Origin of the sequence: Streptomyces violaceus (genome assembly GCF_036014075.1) — a bacterium.
In the GTDB taxonomy this organism is placed as follows: domain Bacteria; phylum Actinomycetota; class Actinomycetes; order Streptomycetales; family Streptomycetaceae; genus Streptomyces; species Streptomyces violaceus.
Genome location: NZ_CP107911.1, coordinates 7467663 through 7488535 on the forward strand (window position 1 = coordinate 7467663; position 20873 = coordinate 7488535).

A 20873-nucleotide genomic window follows, 5' to 3' on the forward strand; every position below is an offset into this window, starting at 1 on the left:
AGGGAGTCGCACGGGGTGCCGGACGACCCGGCGGGCCGGATCGTGGTCGTTCTGGACCTCGACGGGGTCACGGACAAGGCGGGCCTCATGGACCGCTGCGCCCGTGATCTGGCCCTGCCCGACTGGTTCGGCCGTAACTGGGACGCCCTGGCCGACTGCCTGGCCGACCCCGCCCTCTGGCCCGAGGGCTCCGAGGAGCGGGGACTGCTGGTCGTCGTGACGGGCTGGCGGACGTACGCCATGACGCGGCCCGAGGAGTGGCAGGTCGCGGAGGAGATCTTCGCCGAGGCGACGGACCGGGGCCCTGGTCTTTTCGTGACCCTCGGTCTTGGAGCATCCTCCGAGAGGCCCCCTGACCAGCCTGGATGATCAGCTGGGGGACGTCCGGACCTCGGGCATGGGAGAATGAAGTACGTGCTCTTTCCCCCTGGCCGGCCGGTCCGGGGGTCACCTCTGATCGACTGGGATGTGCAGCACGTGCGTTTCCTCAATGACATCCAGCCCGGGTACGACCTGACGTACGACGACGTCTTCATGGTGCCGAGCCGCTCCTCGGTGGGCTCGCGGCAGGCCGTCGACCTCAGCTCCCCGGACGGCACGGGCACCACCATCCCGCTCGTCGTCGCCAACATGACCGCCATCGCCGGCCGCCGCATGGCCGAGACCGTGGCCCGCCGCGGTGGCCTCGTCGTCATACCGCAGGACATCCCGATCGACGTGGTCACCGACGTCGTCTCCTGGGTGAAGAGCCGGCATCTGGTGCTGGACACCCCGATCATCCTGTCCCCGCACCAGACCGTCGCGGACGCGCTGGGGCTGCTGCCCAAGCGGGCGCACAACGCCGGTGTCGTCGTCGACGAGAACCACAAGCCCATCGGGGTAGTCACCGACTCCGACCTCTCCGGTGTCGACCGCTTCACGCAGCTCGCCGAGGTCATGTCCCGGGACCTGCTGCTCATCGACGCGGACAAGGACCCGGGCGAGGCCTTCAACACCCTCGACCACGCCAACCGCCGCTACGCCCCCGCCGTCCACAAGGACGGCACGCTTGCCGGCATCCTCACCCGCAAGGGCGCCCTGCGCGCCACGCTCTACAAGCCGGCCACCGACGCGCAGGGCAGGCTGCGCATCGCCGCCGCCGTCGGCATCAACGGCGATGTCGCGGGCAAGGCCCAGCAGCTGCTGGACGCGGGCGTCGACGCGCTCGTCATCGACACCGCGCACGGACACCAGGAGTCGATGATCAGCGCCCTGAAGCTGGTGCGCGACCTCGACCCGCAGGTGCCGATCGTCGCGGGCAACGTGGTGGCCGCCGCGGGCGTGCGCGACCTCATCGAGGCGGGCGCGGACATCGTCAAGGTCGGCGTCGGACCCGGCGCCATGTGCACCACCCGCATGATGACCGGCGTCGGCCGGCCCCAGTTCTCCGCCGTCCTGGAGTGCGCCGCCGAGGCGAAGAAGTACGGCAAGCACGTGTGGGCCGACGGCGGCATCCGCCACCCGCGCGACGTTGCGATGGCGCTGGCGGCCGGCGCGTCCAACGTGATGGTCGGCTCCTGGTTCGCGGGCACCTACGAGTCCCCGGGCGACCTCCAGCACGACGCGCAGGGACGGGCGTACAAGGAGTCCTTCGGCATGGCGTCCGCGCGTGCCGTGCGCAACCGCACGTCGGAGGAGTCGGCGTACGACCGCGCCCGCAAGGCGCTGTTCGAGGAGGGCATCTCCACCTCCCGCATGTTCCTCGACCCGGCCCGCCCCGGCGTCGAGGACCTGATCGACTCGGTCATCGCGGGCGTCCGCTCCTCCTGCACCTACGCCGGTGCCGGCTCCCTGGAGGAGTTCGCCGAGAAGGCCATCGTCGGCATCCAGAGCGCCGCCGGCTACGCCGAGGGCAAGCCCCTGCACGCCAGCTGGAGCTGACACGCCAACGCCCTTTCGTAAGGCCCCCGGTGTCCCGCCCTGCGGAAACCGGGGGCCGTTCGGCAGGCGCGGGTCCTACCGTCGCGCGGATGGAGATCGCCGCCTGCGGGGCCCAGGACATCGAGGTGCGACTGGCGCGCGAGCGTGGAGTCGGGGACTCCGACGGCGTCCCGCATGACCGGGCCGACCCCTGCACGTTTCGCGTGAAGGCCCTCTGACGGCCCATTACGCAACGGTCGACAGCCATTCCGCAACGAACACCCACCGAGCCCCGAGGAACGCAACGATCTTGCGGGGATGCGCAAGGTTGCTGCATTTCACCAGCAACGCCGATCCTCGTAGGCTGTCGCCTCGTACGTGGCGTGGCAGGGACCCCGCTCGGTGGGTCTCTGCTCCAGAGGTGCCGCCGGTCCCTGCCGCCCTGACCGGCAGCGATAAGGAGCCCAGCACGTGCTCGACCAAGGCGCACCCCCGCACAGCAGTAGTCAGACCACCCCGCCCGCCCCGGGTGTCGGTGCGCGCCTCATGCGTCGCAAGCCGGTGGAACACCTGGTCGCGGAGGGTGGCCAGGGTGAGGGAGGGTCGCTGCGGCGCTCCCTCGGCCTCTGGCAGCTCACCATGATCAGCATCGGTGCCACCCTCGGCACGGGCATCTTCGTCGTCCTCGGCGAGGCCGTCCCCAAGGCGGGCCCGGCCGTCACGCTCTCCTTCGTCATCGCCGGCCTCACCGCCCTGTTCTCGGCCCTGTCGTACGCCGAGCTCGCCGGGACCATCCCGGTCGCCGGGTCCTCGTACTCCTATGCGTACGCAACGATGGGCGAACTGGTCGCCTGGATCTGCGGCTGGTGCCTGGTCCTGGAATACGGCGTGTCCGTCGCCGCCGTCGCGGTCGGCTGGGGCGAATACCTCAACGAACTGCTCGACGGGACCATCGGCGTCACCATCCCGGCCGCCCTGTCCGCCCCGCCCGGCGACGGCGGTGTGTTCAACCTGCCCGCGCTGATCGTCGTGCTGCTCGCGATGGCGTTCCTGCTGGGCGGCGCCCGCGAGTCCGCCCGCGCCAACACCGTCATGGTCATCGTGAAGATCGCCGCCCTGGTGCTGTTCTGCGCCATCGGTGTCCAGGGCTTCCGCTCCGGCAACTACGAGAACTTCATGCCGCTCGGCATGGCGGGTGTCAGCGCCGCCGGGGCGACGCTGTTCTTCTCCTACATCGGCTTCGACGCCGCCTCCACCGCCGGCGAGGAGGCGAAGAACGCCCAGCGCGACCTGCCCCGCGCGATCATGCTGTCGCTGGTCATCGTCACCGCGCTGTACGTCCTCGTCGCCGCCGTGGCGGTCGGTGCCAAGCCCTGGGAGAACTTCACCGACTCCGAGGCCGCCCTCGCCCAGATCATGCGCGAGGTCACCGGGCAGACCTTCTGGGGAACGCTGCTGGCCTTCTGCGCGGTCATCGCCATCGCCAGTGTGGTCCTGACCGTGCTGTACGGCCAGACCCGCATCCTCTTCGCCATGTCCCGCGACGGGCTGGTGCCGAAGGTCTTCTCCAAGGTCCACCCGAAGACCAAGACCCCCCGCGCCAACACCCTGATCGTGTCGCTGTTCTGCGGTGTGCTGGCCGCCGCGATCCCGCTCGGGCAGCTCGCCGACGCCACCAGCATCGGCACCCTGTTCGCCTTCGCGCTCGTCAACGTGGCCGTCGTGGTGCTGCGCCGGACCCGCCCGGACATGCCCCGCACCTTCCGGGTGCCGCTCTCCCCGGTCATGCCGGCGCTGGGCTTCGGCTTCTGCCTGTGGATGATGGGCAGCCTGTCGGCCGTGACCTGGGTGGTCTTCGGTGTCTGGATGGCCGCCGGGCTCGTGTTCTACTTCGTGTACGGCTATCGCCGTTCCCGACTCGCACCATCCGAGAAGTGATCAACCCACTGTGCTGAACGATCTCGACGAACGCATCGTGCACGCCCTCGCCGAGGACGCCCGCCGCTCCTACGCCGACATCGGCCAGATCGTCGGCCTGTCCGCACCCGCCGTGAAACGGCGCGTGGACCGGTTGCGCGCCACCGGAGCCATCACCGGCTTCACCGTCCGGGTGGACCCGGGCGCCCTCGGCTGGGAGACCGAGGGGTTCGTCGAGATCTACTGCCGCGGGAACACCTCCCCGGAGACCATCCAGCGGGGCCTGGAGCGCTATCAGGAGGTCGTGGCCGCGTCCACCGTCACCGGGGACGCGGACGCGATCGCCCAGGTCTTCGCCTCCGACATGCGGCACTTCGAACGGGTCCTGGAGCGGATCGCCGGGGAGCCGTTCGTCGAGCGGACCAAGTCCGTGCTCGTGCTGTCGCCGCTGCTGCGGCGCTTCTCCTCGGGATCGCCCACGTAATTCAGCGGCGTGATCAGCCCGACCGGCCTACCATCGGTGTCATGACCTGGCGACATTGATCCACAGCAGAGCCTTCCGAGGACCGTCCCGGCCGCCGTACGCGCCACCGCTCCGGCGTCCGCCGGCTGACCGGCACGCTGTACGGCTACGCGTTCCTCGAAGACTTCGTCCTGCTCTACCCGGTGTACGCGCTGCTGTTCCGCGACACCGGTCTGTCGGTCTGGCAGATCTCCTCCCTGTTCGCCCTGTGGTCGGTCACCGGCGTGCTGCTGGAGGTCCCCTCCGGCGCCTGGGCCGACTCGGTGTCGCGTCGTCGGCTGCTGTGGATCGGCCCGCTGCTCACGGCCGCCGGCTTCGCCCTGTGGACGTTCCTCCCGTCGTACGGCGCCTTCGCGCTGGGCTTCGTGCTGTGGGGCGCGGGCGGAGCCCTCGCCTCCGGCGCGTGCGAGGCACTGGTCTACGACGAACTGGAGCGGCTCGGCGCGGCCGACCGGTACGCCCGTGTCATGGGCCGGGCCCGTGCGGCCGGCCTGGTGGCCGTGATGGCGGCGACCGGACTGGCCGGACCGGTGTTCGCCTGGGGCGGCCACACGGCCGTCGGCGCCGCCAGCGTGCTGGTGTGCCTGCTGGCGGCGGCGACGGCGGCCCGGCTCCCGGAACACCGGACCCCGGCGGCCGGGCAGGACAGCTGGACCGCGACCCTGAAGGCCGGGCTCGCCGAGGCCCGCGCCGACCGGTCCGTACGCGGAGCGCTCCTGCTGGTCCCGGCCGTCACCGCCGTGTGGGGCGCCCTCGACGAGTACACGCCGCTGCTGGTCCGGGACACCGGTGTCTCCGACGCGCTGGTGCCCTACCTCCTCCTGCTGATCTGGGCGGGAGCCACAGCCGGAGGACTGCTGGCCGGGGCGGGCGAACGCCTCGGCCCGAAGGGCCTCGCGGCGCTGCTCGCGGGTGCGGCACTCGCCCTGGCCGTGGGCGCCGGTGCCGGCACCCTGGCTGGAATCGCCCTCGTGGCGCTCGCCTTCGGCGGCTTCCAGGCGGCGAGCGTGCTGGCCGACGCCCGGCTCCAGCAGCGCATCGACGACTCCGGCCGGGCCACCCTCACCTCGGTCGCCGGGCTGGGCACGGAACTGGCCACCGTCGCCGTGTACGTCGGCTACGGGGCGCTCGGCACGGCCACCGGACATGGCACGGCCTTCGCGTGGTTCGCCGTGCCGTACCTGGTGACCGCGCTCCTGCTGGCTGCTAGAGGTCGGGCTGCCAGGGGGTGACCGAGAAGTCGCCGGTCCCCTTCTTGACCTTCTCGAACGGCGCCGAACCCACGCACTTGGGCAGGTCCTTCGTTTCGACCGGGGTGCCCGTCGAGGCCCAGCTGTAGCCGAGCCGGTCGCGGTGACCGAGGTCTTGCACGGTGATCCCGACCCGCTTGCCCTTCGCGCCGGGCAGGTCGGAGGAGGTGATGACACCGGAGACGACGGCCACCTTGCCGCCGGTGAGCAGGCAGTCCACCTTCGCCTTCGCCCGGGCGCCCTCGCCGTTCAGGTAGTGGCTCCACTCGAAGGTGCCGGTGGCCTTCATCGGGTCGGCCTTGTCCTTCGCGGCCAGGTGCGCGTCGAAGGAGAAGGTGATGTCGTCCCCGGCCGAGCGGTACAGCTTGGCCTTGCCGGTGAGCGCGGCGGCCTCGCGCGCTCGCACCGGGGAGCCGGAGCCGGAGTCGGAGGACGCGGCGGCGGAGGCCGCCGCGGCGGTCGCGGTGAGCAGCAGCGCGGCCCCGAACACGGCGGTCTTCGTACGGCGGTTCATGGCGGTCCTTTCCGCAGGGATGCAGGTCGCTGGAACGCTCACCACTGTCCCGGCGCGGCGCCCGCGCCACATCGCTCCGGGGACGTGACCCCGCCTCCGCCGCCCGGCGGGGGAGCGCCGCACCGGTCTGCGCCCACGGATGGACCGACATACGACCGCGGTCCCGCAACGAATCGCCGCCGAGCCGTCGAGGGACGCAATGATCAGCTCACCGGCGCGCAATGGCTGCTCCTTGTCCGGCCGAGCCCGCCGACCGTACCGTCTATCAGGCCCCCGAAAACCCTCCGCGTCCCGGTGAGGAACACGCATGCGCACCGCCCTGCTCCAGAGCTCCGGCCGCCCCGGCTCCACCGTCGAGAACCTCAAGGTCCTCGACGAGGCCGCGGGCCGGGCCGCCGCCGCGGGCGCCGGGCTGCTCGTCACGGCGGAGATGTTCCTGACCGGGTACGCGATCGGCGACGACATCGGCCGCCTCGCCGAGCCCGCCGGCGGAGACCACGCGGACGCCGTCGCCGAGATCGCGACCGGCCACGGCCTGGCGATCGCCTACGGCTACCCCGAGCGGTCGGGCGACGCCGTGTTCAACTCCGCCCAGCTGATCTCCGCCGACGGCACCCGTCTCGCGAACTACCGCAAGACCCACCTCTTCGGCTGCTTCGAGCGCGACCACTTCACACCGGGGGACCAGCCGGTCGTGCAGGCGGAGATCGACGGTCTGCGCGTCGGGCTCCTGATCTGCTACGACGTGGAGTTCCCGGAGAACGTCCGCGCCCACGCCCTCGCCGGCACCGACCTGCTTCTCGTCCCGACGGCCCAGATGCACCCGTTCCAGTTCGTCGCCGAGTCGATGATCCCGGTGCGTGCCTTCGAGAACCAGATGTACGTCGCGTACGTCAACCGGGTCGGCCGGGAAGGCGAGTTCGAGTTCGTGGGGCTGTCCACGCTCGCCGGGCCCGACGGGGTCGCCCGCACCCGGGCCGGACGGGGCGAGGAGCTCGCCCTCGCCGACGTCGACCCGGCCTTCCTCGCCGCGTCCCGCGAGGCCAACCCGTATCTGCTGGACCGGCGCCCGGGCCTGTACGGGTCGCTCGCCTGATCCCCTCACACCTGTTTGTTTCTTCTGCAAGGAGTCCGTAGCCCATGACGTCCACCGTGCCCAACGCCGTCGAGCACGCAGACGCGCAGCAGCCGCCGATCACCATGTTCGGCCCGGACTTCCCGTACGCGTACGACGACTTCCTCGCACACCCGGCGGGTCTCGGGCAGATACCCGCGACCGAGCACGGCACGGAGGTCGCGGTCATCGGCGGCGGCCTGTCCGGCATCGTCGCCGCGTACGAGCTGATGAAGATGGGCCTCAAGCCGGTCGTGTACGAGGCGGACCAGATCGGCGGCCGGCTGCGGACGGTGGGCTTCGACGGGTGCGACGAGTCTCTCACCGCCGAGATGGGCGCGATGCGCTTCCCGCCGTCGTCCACCGCCCTCCAGCACTACATCGACCTGGTCGGCCTGCAGACGCGGTCCTTCCCCAACCCCCTCGCGGAGGCGACCCCGTCGACCGTCGTCGACCTCAAGGGCGAGTCGCACTACGCCGAGACGATCGCCGACCTGCCCCAGGTCTACCGGGACGTCGCCGAGGCCTGGAACAGGTGCCTGGAGCAGGGAGCCGACTTCTCCGACATGAACCGGGCCCTGCGCGAGCGGGACGTCCCGCGCATCCGCGAGATCTGGTCCCGGCTCGTCGAGAAGCTCGACAACCAGACCTTCTACGGCTTCCTCTGCGACTCCGAGGCGTTCAAGTCCTTCCGGCACCGCGAGATCTTCGGCCAGGTCGGCTTCGGCACGGGCGGCTGGGACACCGACTTCCCCAACTCCATCCTGGAGATCCTGCGTGTCGTCTACACCGAGGCCGACGACCACCACCGCGGCATCGTCGGCGGCTCCCAGCAGCTGCCACTGCGCCTCTGGGAGCGTGAGCCGGAGAAGATCGTCCACTGGTCCTACGGGACCTCGCTCGCAAGCCTGCACGAGGGCGGCGAGCCGCGCCCGGCGGTGACCCGGCTGCACCGCACGGCCGGCAACCGCATCACGGTCACCGACGCGAACGGCGACATCCGCACCTATCGGACGGCGATCTTCACCGCCCAGTCCTGGATGCTGCTGTCGAAGATCGCCTGCGACGACTCGCTCTTCCCGATCGACCACTGGACCGCGATCGAGCGGACCCACTACATGGAGAGCTCCAAGCTCTTCGTGCCGGTTGACCGGCCGTTCTGGCTGGACAAGGCCGTCGACGACAGGGGAAATCCGACCGGCCGGGACGTCATGTCGATGACGCTCACCGACCGTATGACGCGCGGGACGTACCTGCTCGACGACGGCCCGGACAAGCCCGCCGTCATCTGCCTCTCCTACACCTGGTGCGACGACAGCCTGAAGTGGCTGCCGCTGTCCGCGAACGAGCGGATGGAGGTCATGCTGAAGTCGCTCGGCGAGATCTATCCCAAGGTCGACATCCGCAAGCACATCATCGGCAACCCGGTGACCGTCTCCTGGGAGAACGAGCCCTACTTCATGGGCGCGTTCAAGGCCAACCTGCCCGGCCACTACCGCTACCAGCGGCGCCTGTTCACGCACTTCATGCAGGAGGAGCTGCCCGAGGACAAGCGCGGCATCTTCCTCGCCGGCGACGACATCTCCTGGACGGCCGGCTGGGCCGAGGGCGCCGTCCAGACCGCCCTCAACGCGGTCTGGGGCGTCATGCACCACTTCGGCGGCACGACCGACCCGACCAACCCGGGGCCGGGCGACGTGTACGACGAGATCGCGCCCGTCGAGCTGCCGGAGGACTAGGAGTACTCGGGCAGGGGCGTGAGCAGCATGCGCCCCGCGAGGCCCGCCGTCATGTCCAGGTGTTCGGTGAACTCCTGGGCCACGTCGGGGAGTCCGCGCAGTGCCCACAGGGCCCGGGCCGCCGTCCAGGTGGCGTCCCGGGCGCGGTCCAGGCTCCAGGAGCCGAGCAGGTGGGTCAGCGGGTCGGCGATCTGGAGGAGGTCGGGGCCCGGCATCAGATCTTCGCGGATGCGCTCCTCCAGCGAGACGAGGAGATCGCCCACCGTGTCGAACTCGTCCTCCAGGTCGGCGGGAGCGCAGTCGAGCGTACGGCAGGTGTCCACGACGGCCAGGGCGAGATCGTGCCCGATGTGCGCGTTGATGCCCGCGAGGGCGAACTGCAACGGCCGTACCCCGGGATGGCGGCGGAACTGGAACAGCGGCCGCCAGCAGGCGGGTGGGCGCTGTTCCAGTTCCGCCGCCTCGACGGCCTCCAGGTACCGCTCCGCGAACCGTACGTCCAGCGTGATCGCGGCGTGCGGGTTCGCGAACCGCCCGGTGTCGACGTACCGGTCCACCGCCTCCGTCACGGCGAGGTAGACGCGGTTGAAGACCGCCACCCCATCCCGGGGGTGCAGGGCCGCGTCGAGGGCGCGCATGCGGGAGATGACTGCGTCGACCGGAGTGTCCACGGCTGGGGGGACTTGTTCGCATCGCGGCATGCGGGCAGAGTCCCAGCTCTAGGCTGGCGGGAGTACCGGCTGGCCCGGCGCTTCCCCGAAACGGGGGAACGCCGCCCACCGCAGGGGGAGGGGGAGCAGCACCGTGTCAGGCTTACGTGCCCAGCGCCTGGCCGCCCGCAGGGCCGAGCGCAGGCGCGCCGCCCGGCGCGGCGCGATGGTCGTGGCGGCCTCCGTCGTGGTCGCGGCCGGCGCGGTCGCCGGGGTGCTCTCCGCGGTCGGCGACCGGCGATCCTCGGACGAGGCCCGGCCCCCCGAGGTGTCCGCCTCGCCCCGCTTCGCGCCCCTGCCCGCCGTGCCGTCTGTGTCCCCGTCGGTCTCCGGCTCCGCCTCGCCCACACCGTCTGTGACGAAGAGCGCAGTCTCAGCGCCTTCACCCCCGAGGACGGAGACCGAGAAGCAGAAGCCCGCCCGTGCCGTGACCGGCCGGCTCTACCGCCACCCCGACTCCCAGGTGCTCGACTGGATCCGGGCCCACGACGGTGACCCGCGCCACGAGGTCATCGCGTCCCGCATCGCCGGCCGGCCGGCCGCCGTCTGGTTCGCCGACTACTCCCCGGACACGCTCACCGCCCGGGTCGCCGCGGTGACGTCCGGCGGTGCCGCACAGGGCCGGGTGCCCGTCGTCGTGCCGTACGCGATACCCGGCCGGGACTGCGGCGGCTACTCCGAGGGCGGGGCGCCCGACCTGGACGCGTACGACGCCTGGATCGACCGGTTCGCGGCCGGTCTGGGCTCCGGCGAGGTCATCGTCGTCCTGGAGCCGGACTCGGTCGCCCAGACCGAGTGCCTCTCCGCCGGTGAACGCGCGGACCGCTTCGCCTCGCTGGCCCGGGCCGGCCGCGTCCTGAAGGCCGCCAACCCGCGGGCCCGCGTGTACTACGACGCGGGACACTCGGGCTGGAACGCGCCCGGCAAGCAGGCGGCCTGGCTGCGGAAGGCCGGTGCCGCCTCGCCCGAGTCCTCCGACGGGATCTTCAGCAACGTCTCCAACTTCCACACCACGGCCGACGAGGTCGCCTACGACCGGCGGGTCCTCGACGCCCTGACACCAGCCGCAACGGCAACGGCGCCCCGGCCGACGGGGAGTGGTGCGACCCGTCGGGCCGCAAGCTCGGCCGGACACCGACCCTCGCCACCGGCGAGGCCCGCATCGACGCCTACCTGTGGGTGAAGCTCCCCGGGGAGTCGGACGGCTGCAAGGGCAGGCCGGGGACCTTCACGGCGACGTACGCCTACGACTTGGCTTCGTCGTAGGACGCTACGACTTGGCGTCGTCGTAGGACGAAGTGCCCTCGTCCAGCAGCGGATGCTGCGTCTTCAGATGGGCCGGGGCGAAGGCGCGCAGCGCGTGGTAGCCGGTGATGACGACGACCGTGCCGAGCGCGATGCCGCTCAGCGAGAACGTGTCCGTGAACTCCATGGAGACGTTGCCGACGCCGATGATGATGCCCGCCGCCGCCGGGACCAGGTTCAGCGGATTGCGCAGATCCACCCCGGCGTTGAGCCAGATCTGGGCGCCGAGCAGGCCGATCATGCCGTACAGGATGACGGTGATGCCGCCGAGCACACCTCCCGGGATCGCCGCGACGACCGCGCCGAACTTCGGGCAGACGCCGAACAGCAGGGCGAAGCCGGCGGCGGCCCAGTAGGCGGCCGTCGAGTAGACGCGGGTCGCGGCCATCACGCCGATGTTCTCGGAGTACGTGGTGTTGGGCGGGCCGCCGACCGCGGTGGACAGCATCGAGCCGACGCCGTCGGCCGAGATCGCCGTGCCGAGCTTGTCGTCCAGCGAGTCGCCGGTCATCTCGCCGACCGCCTTCACATGCCCGGCGTTCTCCGCGACCAGCGCGATGACGACCGGCAGGGCGACCAGGATCGCCGACCACTCGAAGGACGGGCCGTGCAGCGTCGGCAGCCCGATCCAGTCGGCCTTGCCCACGCCGGAGAGGTCGAGCCGCCAGTGGTCGGTGAGCTTGCCGCTAGCGTCCAGCGAGTGGATCTTGCCGAAGACCAGATCGGACACCCAGGAGACGCCGTATCCGAAGACCAGTCCCAGGAAGATCGCGATCCGGGACCAGAAACCCCGCAGGCAGACGACCGCCAGACCGGTGAACAGCATCGTCAGCAGGGCCGTCCACTGGTCCTGCGGCCAGTACGTCGAGGCCGTCACCGGCGCCAGGTTGAAGCCGATCAGCATCACCACGGCGCCGGTCACGACCGGCGGCATCGTGGCGTGGATGATCCGCGCGCCGAACCGCCGCACGGCGAGCCCCACCAGGAACAGCGCGGCGCCGACGACGAAGACCGCGCCGGTGACGGTGGCGCTGCTGCCGCCCTGCGCGCGGATGACCGCCGCCACACCCACGAAGGACAGCGAGCAGCCCAGGTAACTGGGGACGCGGCCGCGCGTGGCCAGCAGGAACACGACGGTCGCGACGCCCGACATCATGATCGCGAGGTTGGGGTCGAGGCCCATCAGGACCGGAGCCACGAAGGACGCCCCGAACATGGCCACCACGTGCTGGGCGCCGAGCCCGGCCGTGCGGGGCCACGAGAGCCGCTCGTCGGGACGGACCACCGCGCCGGGCGCCGGGGTGCGTCCGTCGCCGTGCAGTTTCCAGCGGACGCCGAGATCCATGGTGCGGTATCGCTTTCGTCGTGCGTGCGAGTATCCGGACCATTGTCCGGGTGCGTCGGCGGCGCTGGTGACCGGGGCTGATCAGGGCGACAGCGTCTCCACCGGGCCGGGCGCCGGCTCAGGGCCGCGGGTCGGGAACCGCCGCCGTCTCCGGGCGGCTGATCTTCGCCCGGTCGCCGGGGCGCAGCACAGGCGCGAACGCCACCAGGCCGCCCGACAGCAGCGTCACCAGGCAGAACGACACCATCAGGCTGGTCGCCTGGGCCAGCATGCCGATCGCGCTCGGCGCGATCAGGCCCGAGGTGTACGTGATGGTCGCGACGCCCGCGATGGCCAGGCTCGGGTTGGAGCCGCTGCGGCCCGCCGCCGCGAAGCACAGCGGTACGACGACCGCGATGCCCAGGCCCATCAGCGCGAACCCGCTCATGGCCACCGCCGGACGGTCCGCGACGACGATCAGCAGACCGCCGAGAACGGCGAGCACACCGCTGACCCGTACGGTCCGTACGGCACCGAAGCGGTCCACGATCCGGTCGCCGGCGATCCGGGCGATGGCCATGGTGAGCGTGAAGCCCGTCGTGCACGCCGCCGCGAGACCGGCCGAGGTCTCCAGCTGCTCCCGCAGGTAGACCGCCGACCAGTCCAGGCTCGCGCCCTCGGCGAACACCGCGCAGAACCCGATCGCGCCGATGAGCAGCGCCGACCGGGGCGGCAGCGCGAACCTCGGGGGCGGCTCCTCGTCCTCGGCGGGCTGGAGATCGAGCACCCACTGGCAGGACAGCACGCCGATGACGGTGAGGACCACCGCGGCCAGCACGTGATGCAGCCGGGCGTCCGAACCGAGGTGTGCGGCGAGCGTGCCGGCCGCCGAGCCGATCAGGGCACCCGCGCTCCACATGCCGTGCAGCCCGGACATGATCGACCGGCCGAGTCGGTTCTCCACCTCGACACCGAGCGCGTTCATCGCCACGTCCGCCATGCCCGCCGTCGCGCCGTACGTGAACAGGGCCAGGCACAGCGTGAGCAGGTTCGGGGCGAGGGACGGCAGGACCAGCGAGAGGGTCCACAGGGCGATCAGTCCGCGCAGCGCGTTGCGGGCTCCGAACCGGTGGCTGACGCTGCCGGCGAGCGGCATCGCGACGGACGCGCCGAGCGCGGGGAAGGCGAGCGCGATCCCCAACTGCCCGGCGCTCACGTCCGCGTGGTCCTGGATCCAGGGCACGCGGGTGGCGAACGAGCCGGTCACGGCGCCGTGCACGGCGAAGACCGCGGCAACGGCGTACCGGGACCGTTTCACCTCGCGCAGTTCGTCGACCACGTTGCCCATTCTGCGGTCCCCCTCCAGATCTCTGCCGCACTCACGTCATGCGGGCGTAAACTATCAGGAACCCTGCCTGATAATAAGAGGGTTTCCCGTCGGGTCACGGCCGACGGTCTCGCCGATCTGGAAGGATCCCGGCATGCCCGCATCCCCGAGCACCGCCCGGGCCATCAACGACCGGCACGCCCTGCGTCTGCTCCAGCAGGAGGGCCCGCTGACGGCAGGGCAGTTGAAGCAGCTCACCGGTTTGTCCCGGCCGACCGTCGCCGACCTCGTCGAACGCCTCACCGCCGCCGGACTGATCGCGGTGGTCGGCGAGGCGGGGGAGCAGCGGCGCGGGCCCAACGCCAAGGTGTACGGCATCGTCGCCGACCGGGCGCACCTCGCCGCGCTGGACGTACGCACCGAGGGTGTCTCCGTGGCCGTCGCCGACCTGGTGGGCCGGGTTCTGGCCGAGGCCTCAATGCCCATCACGGGTGACATGGGAACGGGTCCCGCCGTGGAACAGGCGGTCGCGCTGGTCGAGCGGGTGGTGAAGGAGGCCGATGCCGACCGGCTGCACACCGTCGGCATCGGGGCACCCGGCCTGATCGACCCGGCCAGCGGCGAACTCCGCGACTCCTCCGGGCTGCCCGAGTGGCACCGGCGCCTGGTCGCCGCCCTCCAGGAGCGGCTGCCCGAGGCAGGAGTGAGCGTCGAGAACGAGACCAACCTCGCGGCACTGGCCGAGCAGCGCGACGGCGTCGCCCGGGACCGGGACACGTTCGTCCTGCTGTGGCTGGGCCACGGCACGGGCGCGGCCGTGGTCCTCGACGGCGCACTACGCCGCGGCGCCTCCGGCGGCACCGGCGAGATTGGCTTCCTCCCGGTCCCGGGCACGACCACGCTGCCGTCCGCGCCGGACTGCGAGGGCGGCTTCCACGGCTTGGCCGCCTCAACCGCGGTCGTGGAACTGGCGGCGGCGCACGGGGTTCCGGCGGAGCCGGGGCAGGAGCCGTCGGTGGTGGGGGTTTTGCGGGCGGCGGTGGGAGTGGTGAGGGCTGCGGTGGGCCAGGTGCGGGGGGTGGAGGGCGGCGGGTCTCGGCCTGAGGGTGGGGCCGAGGCGTCCCGGCCCGAGAGACCGGGCGAGACGCCCGGGCCCGCGAGTGAGGACGAGGTGTCCCCGTCCGCGTCCGCCACCCCCGCCGCCCGTTTCCTCGATGCCCTGGCCGATCGTCTCGCCGTCGGAGTCGCCTCGGTGGTGGCGATTCTGGACCCCGGGTGCGTGGTGCTCGGGGGTGAGGTCGGGCAGGCCGGTGGTGAGGAGCTCGCCGGCCGGGTGCGGGACCGTATCGCCCGGATGACGCCCCTGCCCACGGAGGTACGGACGACCACCCTGGGCGGCGGCGCTGTCCTGCGCGGCGCCCTCCTCACGGCCCGAGACCGCGCTCAAGAGGAACTCTTCACCCCCGGAGAGCGGCCGATCCAGCGCTGGTAGGGCGCCCCGGGCCCCCGGCCGAGTCCCCGCTATGCCTGGGACCGCCCGCTCCCCGTCCGCACCTGCCCGCCCCCGAACCGCCCCACCAGATACTCCTCGAACGTGCCCTTGCCGACCGCCCGCTGCGGCGTCAGATGACCCCCGCTCCGGAAGCCCCGGTACGCCGCTCCCCACAGCGGTACGTTCACCACCGCCCGGCGTCGGCCGGACGCCTTCAGATAGGCGCGGGCCAGGGACTCGAACGTCCGTGTCTCCGGCCCGCCCAGGTCCTCGACCCGCCCGGCGGGCGCACCCGCCGCCAGCTCGACCAGCCGGTCCGCGACCTCGGCCACCTCGACGGGCTGGTCCCGGACACCGGCCGGCAGGAACAGTACCGGCAGCTTCGACAGCCCCTGCAGCACCATGACCAGCAGGTCGTGGAACTGCGTCGCCCGCAGCACGGTCCAGCCGAGCCCCGACTCCTCGACCAGCCGCTCCACGGCGAGCTTGCTCTTGTAGTAGCGGAGCGGCACCCGGTCGACGCCCACGATCGAGATGTAGACGAGGTGCCGCACGCCGGCCCCGCGCGCCGCCCTGATCAGGTTCGCCGCCGCCTGCTCATCGCCCTTCTGCGCCGACGCGCAGTGCACGATCGTGTCCACACCCGTGACGGCTGCGTCCAGCGCGCCTCCGCCCTCCCTCAGGTCGACCGCGTACGGCTGGGTGTGCCGGCTGAGCACCCGCACCTCGTGCCCGTCCGCGCGCAGCCGCTCGGCGACGAGCCGGCCGAGTGTTCCGGTGCCGCCGGTCACCAGGATCGTGGTCATGCCGTTCAGTCCCTTCGAAGGCCCGGGCGCTCCGGCTGGAGCGCCCCTCGTCAGCTGAGACCGAACACCCCCTGCCGAATGTGACAGACACGCCCGGCGATCCCGCGACCGCGCCCGACGGACCTACGACCGGGCGAGCTGACGCCGTGCGAACGCCAGCTTCTCCGGATTGACCACGGCCCGCACCCCGGTGACCAGCCCGTCGCGCACCTCGAACGCCGCCAGCCCCACGAGCGTGTCGCCCGCCCAGGTCGCCAGCCCTGTCGCGCCGTTGACCTCGACCGGCACGAAGTCCAGGCCCACCGAGAACTTCGGGCCCCCGCCCGCCAGGAAGTGGGCGATCCTGGGACCGCCCTCGATGGGCCACCGGGCCGCCGTGACCTTGCCGCCACCGTCGCTCCACCACGTGGCATCGGCCGCGAGCAGTTTCTCCAGCCCGGCCAGGTCGCCTTCGCGGGCCGCCGTGATGAACGACGCGACCAGTTCCTCCTGCTGCTCGGACGCGGGCTCGAAACGGGCCCGCGGCTCGCCCACCCGCCGCACGGCCCGCCGGTACACCTGACGGCAGTTCGCCTCGCTCAGATCCAGGACCCCGGCGATCTCCCGATGCCCGTACCCGAACGCCTCCCGCAGCACGTACACCGCCCGTTCGGTCGGCGTGAGCCGCTCCAGGAGCACCAGCATCGCCATCGACACGGCGTCCCGCTGCTCGGCCGACTCCAGCGGACCGAGTGCGCCGTCCCCGGTGGCCACCGGCTCCGGCAGCCAGGTGCCGACGTACCGCTCGCGCCGGGCGCGCGCGGATGTCAGCCGGTTCAGGCAGAGGTTCGTGACGACCTTGGCGAGCCAGGCCGCCGGATGCTCGATCCCCGCACGGTCGGCGCCGCTGTAGCGCAGATACGCGTCCTGGACCGCGTCCTGCGCCTCCTCGGCGGAGCCCAGCAGCCGGTAGGCGAGCGAGAACAGCCGGGGCCGGTGGACCTCGAACTCGTCGGCGATCGTCGTGGTCATGGGGCCCACCCTGCCAGAACGCCGGCCGCACGGCGTGGGAAGGCCCGGCGGCGGGCAAGGGCCGTCGTCACCGCCGCCGGGCCGGTCCGCGAGGTCGTGTCAACCCTGGAGCCGACCCTAGAAAGGACTAGACCACACCGTCAATAGGTGTGTACCAACCTGAGTGAGGGCGACAACACGGTCTGTGAGGCAGCCCACACCGTCCGCCTCTTTGAACGTCGATCAGGCGTGGCACACTGGCCGTGTACCAGTAGCAGCGCACTCCGGGGTCGGTGAAAGTCCGAACCGGCGGTTACAGTCCGCGACCCGGTCGCCTCCAGCGATCGGTTGACCAGGTGAAATTCCTGGACCGACGGTTAAAGTCCGGATGGGAGGCAGTGCGCGGCGGGCAGGCATACGTGTGTGCCGCCGAAGAGGTCCGTCCTCGGGGCGGACTCCGTCCGGCGTCACCCCCGGCGTCCCTGCTCGTACATCTGTCGTCATCGACAGCCCCGGAGTCCGTGCCCGAAGAGGCAGGAGGACCCGGGAAGTGTTCACCGGAATCGTCGAAGAGCTGGGCGAGATCACCGCCGTCGAGACCCTCGACGACGCCTGTCGCTTCCGTCTGCGCGGCCCCCTCGTCACCGAGGGCGCGAAGCACGGCGACTCCATCGCCGTCAACGGCGTCTGCCTCACGGTCGTCGACCACGAGGGCGACGAGTTCACCGCCGACGTGATGGCCGAGACCCTGAACCGCTCCAGCCTGGGCGCCCTCGCGGTCGGCACCCGCGTCAACCTCGAACGCCCCATGGCCGTCGGCGAACGCCTCGGCGGGCACATCGTGCAGGGCCACGTCGACGGCACGGGCGAGATCCTGGAGCGCAAGCCCTCCGAGAACTGGGAGATCGTGAAGATCTCCCTCCCCGCGGACCTCACCCGCTACGTGGTCGAGAAGGGCTCCATCACCGTCGACGGCATCAGCCTCACGGTCGTCGACGCCGGTCCGGACCACTTCACGGTGAGCCTCATCCCCACGACCCTCGCCCTGACCACGCTCGGCCACAAGGGACCCGGCGACCCGGTCAACCTCGAGGTGGACGTCATCGCCAAGTACGTCGAGCGGATGCTGGGCGACCGTGTGCTGGGGGCGGACCGGTGAACTGGCTCAACTCCGAGGCCTTCTCGCTCTTCGGCCAGCACATCAAGTGGTCGGACATGATCGGCAACGTGATCGGCCTGATCGCCCTCGCCCTCGGCTGGCGGCGCTCCATATGGACCTGGCCCGCCCAGTTCGTGTCCGGCCTGATCCTCTTCACGGCCTTCGCCACCGCCCACCTCTCCGGCAGCGCCGGCAAGCAGATCGTCGTGATGCTCGTCGCCGGCTACGGCTTCTGGCAGTGGAACCGCGGCCGGCAGCAGGCCCAGGACGGCTCCATCGCCGTACGGTTCGCCACCTGGCGCGAGCGCGGGGCACTGGCCGGCGCGGCCGCCGTCGGCACCCTCGCGGTCGGCGGCCTGTTCACCGCCTTCCCGACCCTCTCCTGGGACCCGTGGCCGGACGCGTACATCTTCGTCGGCACCATCGTCGCGATGTACGCCCAGGCCCGCGGCATGGTCGAGTTCTGGTTCGCCTGGCTCCTGGTCGACCTGGTCGGCGTCCCGCTGAACTTCGCCAACGGCTTCGCCTTCTCCGGCTTCGTCTACATCATCTACGGCGCGCTCGTCCTGTGGGGCCTGCGCGACTGGTGGCTGCGCTCGCGCGCGGCAGCACAGCCCACCCTGGAAGGAGCGCCGGCATGAGTGCCGCAACCGTCCTGTACACCGACGACATCGAGGACTTCGCGCTCGACCCCGTCGAGCAGGCCATCGCCGACATCGCGGCCGGCCGCCCGGTCGTGGTCGTCGACGACGAGGACCGGGAGAACGAGGGCGACCTCGTCATCGCCGCCGAGAAGGCGACCCCCGAGATCGTCGCCTTCATGATGAGCGAGTGCCGCGGCCTGATCTGCGCCCCCATGGAGGGCGACGAACTCGACCGGCTGCGCCTGCCGCAGATGGTCGAGGACAACACCGAGTCGATGAAGACCGCGTTCACGGTCTCCGTCGACGCCTCCGCCGCGCACGGCGTGAGCACCGGCATCTCGGCCGCCGACCGCGCCACCACGCTCCAGCTGCTCGCCGACGGCGTCACGGGGCCCGACGACTTCGTCCGCCCCGGCCACATCTTCCCGCTGCGCGCCCGGCCCGGCGGGGTCCTGACCCGCAACGGCCACACCGAGGCCGCCGTCGACCTCGCCCGCCTCGCGGGTCTGCGTCCGGCCGGAGCGATCGTCGAGATCGCCGGCGAGGACGGCACGATGCTGCGCCTGCCCGAGCTGATCCCCTTCGCCCGCAAGCACGGCCTGACGATCATCTCCATCGAGGACCTGATCGCCTACCGCCGCGGCAGCGAGCCGACCGTCCGCCGTGAGGCCAAGACCCGACTGCCCACCGCCCACGGCACGTTCACGGCGTACGGCTACCGCTCGACCGTCGACGGCGTCGAGCACGTCGCCCTCGTGCACGGTGAGATCGGCGACGGCCAGGACGTCCTCGTCCGCGTCCACTCCGAGTGCCTCACCGGCGACGTCTTCGGATCCGCCCGCTGCGACTGCGGCCCCCAGCTGGACTCCTCCCTGGCCCGTATCCAGGCCGAGGGCAGGGGAGTGGTGGTCTACCTGCGCGGACACGAGGGCCGCGGCATCGGCCTGATGTCCAAGCTGCGCGCCTACGAACTCCAGGAGCGCGGCCGCGACACCCTCGACGCCAACCTCGAACTCGGCCTGCCCGCCGACGCCCGCGACTACGCCGCGGGAGCCCAGATCCTCGCCGACCTCGGCGTGCGCGGTGTGCGTCTGCTGACCAACAACCCCGACAAGAGCGACGCCCTCGTCCGCCACGGCATCGCCGTCACGGCACGCGTGCCGATGCCCGTGAGCGCCGGCGAGCACAACCTCCGCTACCTGCGCACCAAGCGGGACCGGATGGGCCACGACCTGCCCTGGCTCGACACGACCACCGTGCCGGCCTGCAGCAACCAGTAAGACAGCACAGCAAGTCAGCAGTGCGAAAGCTCTGAGGAGAGACGTGAGCGGCAAGGGTGCACCGGAACTGTCGGTACGCAATGTGGGTGACCTCAGGGTCGCCGTCATCGCGGCACAGTGGCACGAGAAGGTGATGGACGGTCTGGTCGACGGCGCCCTGCGCGCCCTGCACGACCTGGGCATCGACGAGCCGACCCTGCTCAGGGTCCCCGGCAGCTGGGAGCTCCCGGTGGTCGCCAAGGTCCTCGCGGGCCGCGGCTACGACGCGATCGTGGCCCTGGGCGTCGTCATCCGCGGTGGCACCCCCCACTTCGAGTACGTGTGCCAGGGCGTGACCCAGGGCCTGACCCAGGTGTCGGTCGAGACCGGCGTACCCGTTGGCTTCGGCGTGCTGACCTGCGACACCGACGAGCAGGCACTGGACCGCGCGGGCCTGCCGGGCTCGAACGAGGACAAGGGACACGAGGCGGTGACGGCGGCGGTGGCGACCGCCGCCACCCTCCGCTCGGTATCCGAACCCTGGCGCTGAGGCGCCCCCTACACCGCGTAGGCTAGGCGTCACCATGTCCAAGAAGACGTTCGAGGAGCTCTTCACCGAGCTCCAGCACAAGGCCGCCCAGGGCGATCCCGCCACCTCCCGCACCGCAGAGCTGGTCGAGAAGGGCGTCCATGCCATCGGCAAGAAGGTCGTAGAAGAGGCCGCCGAGGTCTGGATGGCCGCAGAGTACGAGGGCAAGGAGGCGGCCGCCGAGGAGATCTCGCAGCTGCTGTACCACGTCCAGGTGATGATGGTCGCCCGCGGCATCTCCCTCGACGACGTCTACGCCCACCTGTAAGCCGCGGCCAGCCGCACCCGTTCCCGTAAGACACCACGCAAAGG

20 protein-coding genes, 1 pseudogene and 1 riboswitch are annotated in these 20873 nt (G+C 71.5%); of the genes and pseudogenes, 15 read left to right on the top strand and 6 right to left on the bottom strand.

The window, feature by feature from the left end; translation table 11 throughout:
• Positions 1-15: 15 nt before the first annotated feature.
• The 6 genes from OG542_RS33660 to OG542_RS33685 all read left to right on the top strand — a co-directional run bounded on the left by OG542_RS33660 (position 16) and on the right by OG542_RS33685 (position 5571).
• Positions 16-369, top strand: a complete 354-nt coding sequence (locus tag OG542_RS33660; RefSeq protein ID WP_328415756.1) for a barstar family protein — start codon at positions 16-18, stop codon at positions 367-369.
• A gap of 108 nt (positions 370-477) precedes the next feature.
• Entirely contained in the window at positions 478-1920 is a 1443-nt protein-coding gene (locus OG542_RS33665) for a GuaB1 family IMP dehydrogenase-related protein (protein WP_311124670.1), read from the top strand.
• Positions 1921-2009: 89 nt separating this feature from the next.
• The gene (locus OG542_RS33670) at positions 2010-2138 is read left to right on the top strand and encodes a hypothetical protein (protein WP_328415757.1); all 129 of its coding nucleotides are present in this window, start codon (positions 2010-2012) and stop codon (positions 2136-2138) included.
• A gap of 232 nt (positions 2139-2370) precedes the next feature.
• Positions 2371-3837: an amino acid permease gene (locus OG542_RS33675; protein WP_261679902.1), complete on the top strand. Its 1467-nt coding sequence runs from the start codon at positions 2371-2373 to the stop codon at positions 3835-3837.
• A 10-nt stretch (positions 3838-3847) separates the two neighbouring features.
• Positions 3848-4300: an Lrp/AsnC family transcriptional regulator gene (locus tag OG542_RS33680; protein WP_003988931.1), complete on the top strand. Its 453-nt coding sequence runs from the start codon at positions 3848-3850 to the stop codon at positions 4298-4300.
• Positions 4301-4425: 125 nt separating this feature from the next.
• The gene (locus OG542_RS33685) at positions 4426-5571 is read left to right on the top strand and encodes an MFS transporter (RefSeq protein ID WP_328418214.1); all 1146 of its coding nucleotides are present in this window, start codon (positions 4426-4428) and stop codon (positions 5569-5571) included.
• Here OG542_RS33685 and OG542_RS33690 read toward each other — a convergent pair.
• On the bottom strand, positions 5546-6103 hold the full coding sequence (locus tag OG542_RS33690; protein ID WP_328415761.1) for a Repetin: 558 nt from the start codon (positions 6101-6103) through the stop codon (positions 5546-5548). The two genes, OG542_RS33685 and OG542_RS33690, sit on opposite strands and share 26 nt — an antisense overlap.
• Before the next feature lie 307 nt (positions 6104-6410).
• Here OG542_RS33690 and OG542_RS33695 point away from each other — a divergent pair, with 307 nt between their 5' ends.
• Positions 6411-7199, top strand: a complete 789-nt coding sequence (locus OG542_RS33695) for a carbon-nitrogen hydrolase family protein (protein WP_328415763.1) — start codon at positions 6411-6413, stop codon at positions 7197-7199.
• 44 nt (positions 7200-7243) lie between these two features.
• The gene (locus OG542_RS33700; protein WP_311124666.1) at positions 7244-8956 is read left to right on the top strand and encodes a flavin monoamine oxidase family protein; all 1713 of its coding nucleotides are present in this window, start codon (positions 7244-7246) and stop codon (positions 8954-8956) included.
• Here OG542_RS33700 and OG542_RS33705 read toward each other — a convergent pair.
• The gene (locus OG542_RS33705) at positions 8953-9657 is read right to left on the bottom strand and encodes a DUF5995 family protein (protein WP_328415767.1); all 705 of its coding nucleotides are present in this window, start codon (positions 9655-9657) and stop codon (positions 8953-8955) included. The two genes, OG542_RS33700 and OG542_RS33705, sit on opposite strands and share 4 nt — an antisense overlap.
• 175 nt (positions 9658-9832) lie before the next feature.
• Between OG542_RS33705 and OG542_RS33710 the strand changes: the two are divergent.
• Positions 9833-10932 (top strand): annotated as a pseudogene (locus OG542_RS33710) (glycoside hydrolase family 6 protein).
• A 4-nt stretch (positions 10933-10936) separates the two neighbouring features.
• Here OG542_RS33710 and OG542_RS33715 read toward each other — a convergent pair.
• Positions 10937-12316 (bottom strand): uracil-xanthine permease family protein, encoded by a 1380-nt coding sequence (locus OG542_RS33715; RefSeq protein WP_328415769.1) that lies wholly within the window; start codon positions 12314-12316, stop codon positions 10937-10939.
• 118 nt (positions 12317-12434) lie between these two features.
• Positions 12435-13643 carry an MFS transporter gene (locus tag OG542_RS33720; RefSeq protein WP_328415772.1) on the bottom strand — a complete coding sequence of 403 codons (1209 nt, stop codon included), beginning with the start codon at positions 13641-13643 and terminating at the stop codon, positions 12435-12437.
• A gap of 133 nt (positions 13644-13776) precedes the next feature.
• Here OG542_RS33720 and OG542_RS33725 point away from each other — a divergent pair, with 133 nt between their 5' ends.
• Complete coding sequence (locus tag OG542_RS33725) at positions 13777-15114, top strand: ROK family transcriptional regulator (protein ID WP_328415774.1); 1338 nt, start codon at positions 13777-13779, stop codon at positions 15112-15114.
• Between the two features lie 29 nt (positions 15115-15143).
• On the opposite strand, the gene OG542_RS33730 is transcribed toward OG542_RS33725, so the two are convergent.
• Together OG542_RS33730 and OG542_RS33735 are read right to left on the bottom strand one after the other, a co-directional pair.
• Complete coding sequence (locus OG542_RS33730; RefSeq protein ID WP_328415776.1) at positions 15144-15920, bottom strand: SDR family oxidoreductase; 777 nt, start codon at positions 15918-15920, stop codon at positions 15144-15146.
• A gap of 123 nt (positions 15921-16043) precedes the next feature.
• Positions 16044-16931, bottom strand: a complete 888-nt coding sequence (locus OG542_RS33735; protein WP_328415778.1) for an RNA polymerase sigma-70 factor — start codon at positions 16929-16931, stop codon at positions 16044-16046.
• A 254-nt stretch (positions 16932-17185) separates the two neighbouring features.
• Positions 17186-17316: riboswitch (FMN riboswitch) on the top strand.
• Between the two features lie 144 nt (positions 17317-17460).
• On the opposite strand from OG542_RS33735, the gene OG542_RS33740 reads away from it, so the two are divergent.
• Genes OG542_RS33740 through OG542_RS33760 form a run of 5 tightly spaced genes read left to right on the top strand, consistent with a single transcriptional unit; the run spans position 17461 to position 20829 of the window.
• On the top strand, positions 17461-18069 hold the full coding sequence (locus tag OG542_RS33740) for a riboflavin synthase (protein ID WP_328415780.1): 609 nt from the start codon (positions 17461-17463) through the stop codon (positions 18067-18069).
• A complete protein-coding gene (locus tag OG542_RS33745; protein WP_311124658.1) occupies positions 18066-18710 on the top strand; it encodes a nicotinamide mononucleotide transporter family protein in 645 nt (214 codons plus the stop codon). Before OG542_RS33740 ends, OG542_RS33745 begins: the two co-directional genes overlap by 4 nt.
• Positions 18707-19993, top strand: a complete 1287-nt coding sequence (locus OG542_RS33750) for a bifunctional 3,4-dihydroxy-2-butanone-4-phosphate synthase/GTP cyclohydrolase II (RefSeq protein WP_261678705.1) — start codon at positions 18707-18709, stop codon at positions 19991-19993. Before OG542_RS33745 ends, OG542_RS33750 begins: the two co-directional genes overlap by 4 nt.
• Before the next feature lie 43 nt (positions 19994-20036).
• On the top strand, positions 20037-20522 hold the full coding sequence (gene ribH / locus OG542_RS33755) for a 6,7-dimethyl-8-ribityllumazine synthase (RefSeq protein WP_184597131.1): 486 nt from the start codon (positions 20037-20039) through the stop codon (positions 20520-20522).
• A gap of 34 nt (positions 20523-20556) precedes the next feature.
• Positions 20557-20829: a phosphoribosyl-ATP diphosphatase gene (locus OG542_RS33760; RefSeq protein WP_003988914.1), complete on the top strand. Its 273-nt coding sequence runs from the start codon at positions 20557-20559 to the stop codon at positions 20827-20829.
• The last annotated feature ends 44 nt before the right edge of the window (positions 20830-20873 follow it).

Excerpts from the sequence above, each read along its gene's own strand:
- OG542_RS33670 (WP_328415757.1), top strand. The coding sequence starts at position 2,010 with ATGGAGATCGCCGCCTGCGGGGCCCAGGACATCGAGGTGCGACTGGCG.
- OG542_RS33690 (WP_328415761.1), bottom strand. The coding sequence starts at position 6,103 with ATGAACCGCCGTACGAAGACCGCCGTGTTCGGGGCCGCGCTGCTGCTC.
- OG542_RS33695 (WP_328415763.1), top strand. The coding sequence starts at position 6,411 with ATGCGCACCGCCCTGCTCCAGAGCTCCGGCCGCCCCGGCTCCACCGTC.
- OG542_RS33700 (WP_311124666.1), top strand. The coding sequence starts at position 7,244 with ATGACGTCCACCGTGCCCAACGCCGTCGAGCACGCAGACGCGCAGCAG.
- OG542_RS33705 (WP_328415767.1), bottom strand. The coding sequence starts at position 9,657 with ATGCCGCGATGCGAACAAGTCCCCCCAGCCGTGGACACTCCGGTCGAC.
- OG542_RS33715 (WP_328415769.1), bottom strand. The coding sequence starts at position 12,316 with ATGGATCTCGGCGTCCGCTGGAAACTGCACGGCGACGGACGCACCCCG.
- OG542_RS33720 (WP_328415772.1), bottom strand. The coding sequence starts at position 13,643 with ATGGGCAACGTGGTCGACGAACTGCGCGAGGTGAAACGGTCCCGGTAC.
- OG542_RS33725 (WP_328415774.1), top strand. The coding sequence starts at position 13,777 with ATGCCCGCATCCCCGAGCACCGCCCGGGCCATCAACGACCGGCACGCC.
- OG542_RS33730 (WP_328415776.1), bottom strand. The coding sequence starts at position 15,920 with ATGACCACGATCCTGGTGACCGGCGGCACCGGAACACTCGGCCGGCTC.
- OG542_RS33735 (WP_328415778.1), bottom strand. The coding sequence starts at position 16,931 with ATGACCACGACGATCGCCGACGAGTTCGAGGTCCACCGGCCCCGGCTG.
- OG542_RS33750 (WP_261678705.1), top strand. The coding sequence starts at position 18,707 with ATGAGTGCCGCAACCGTCCTGTACACCGACGACATCGAGGACTTCGCG.
- OG542_RS33760 (WP_003988914.1), top strand. The coding sequence starts at position 20,557 with ATGTCCAAGAAGACGTTCGAGGAGCTCTTCACCGAGCTCCAGCACAAG.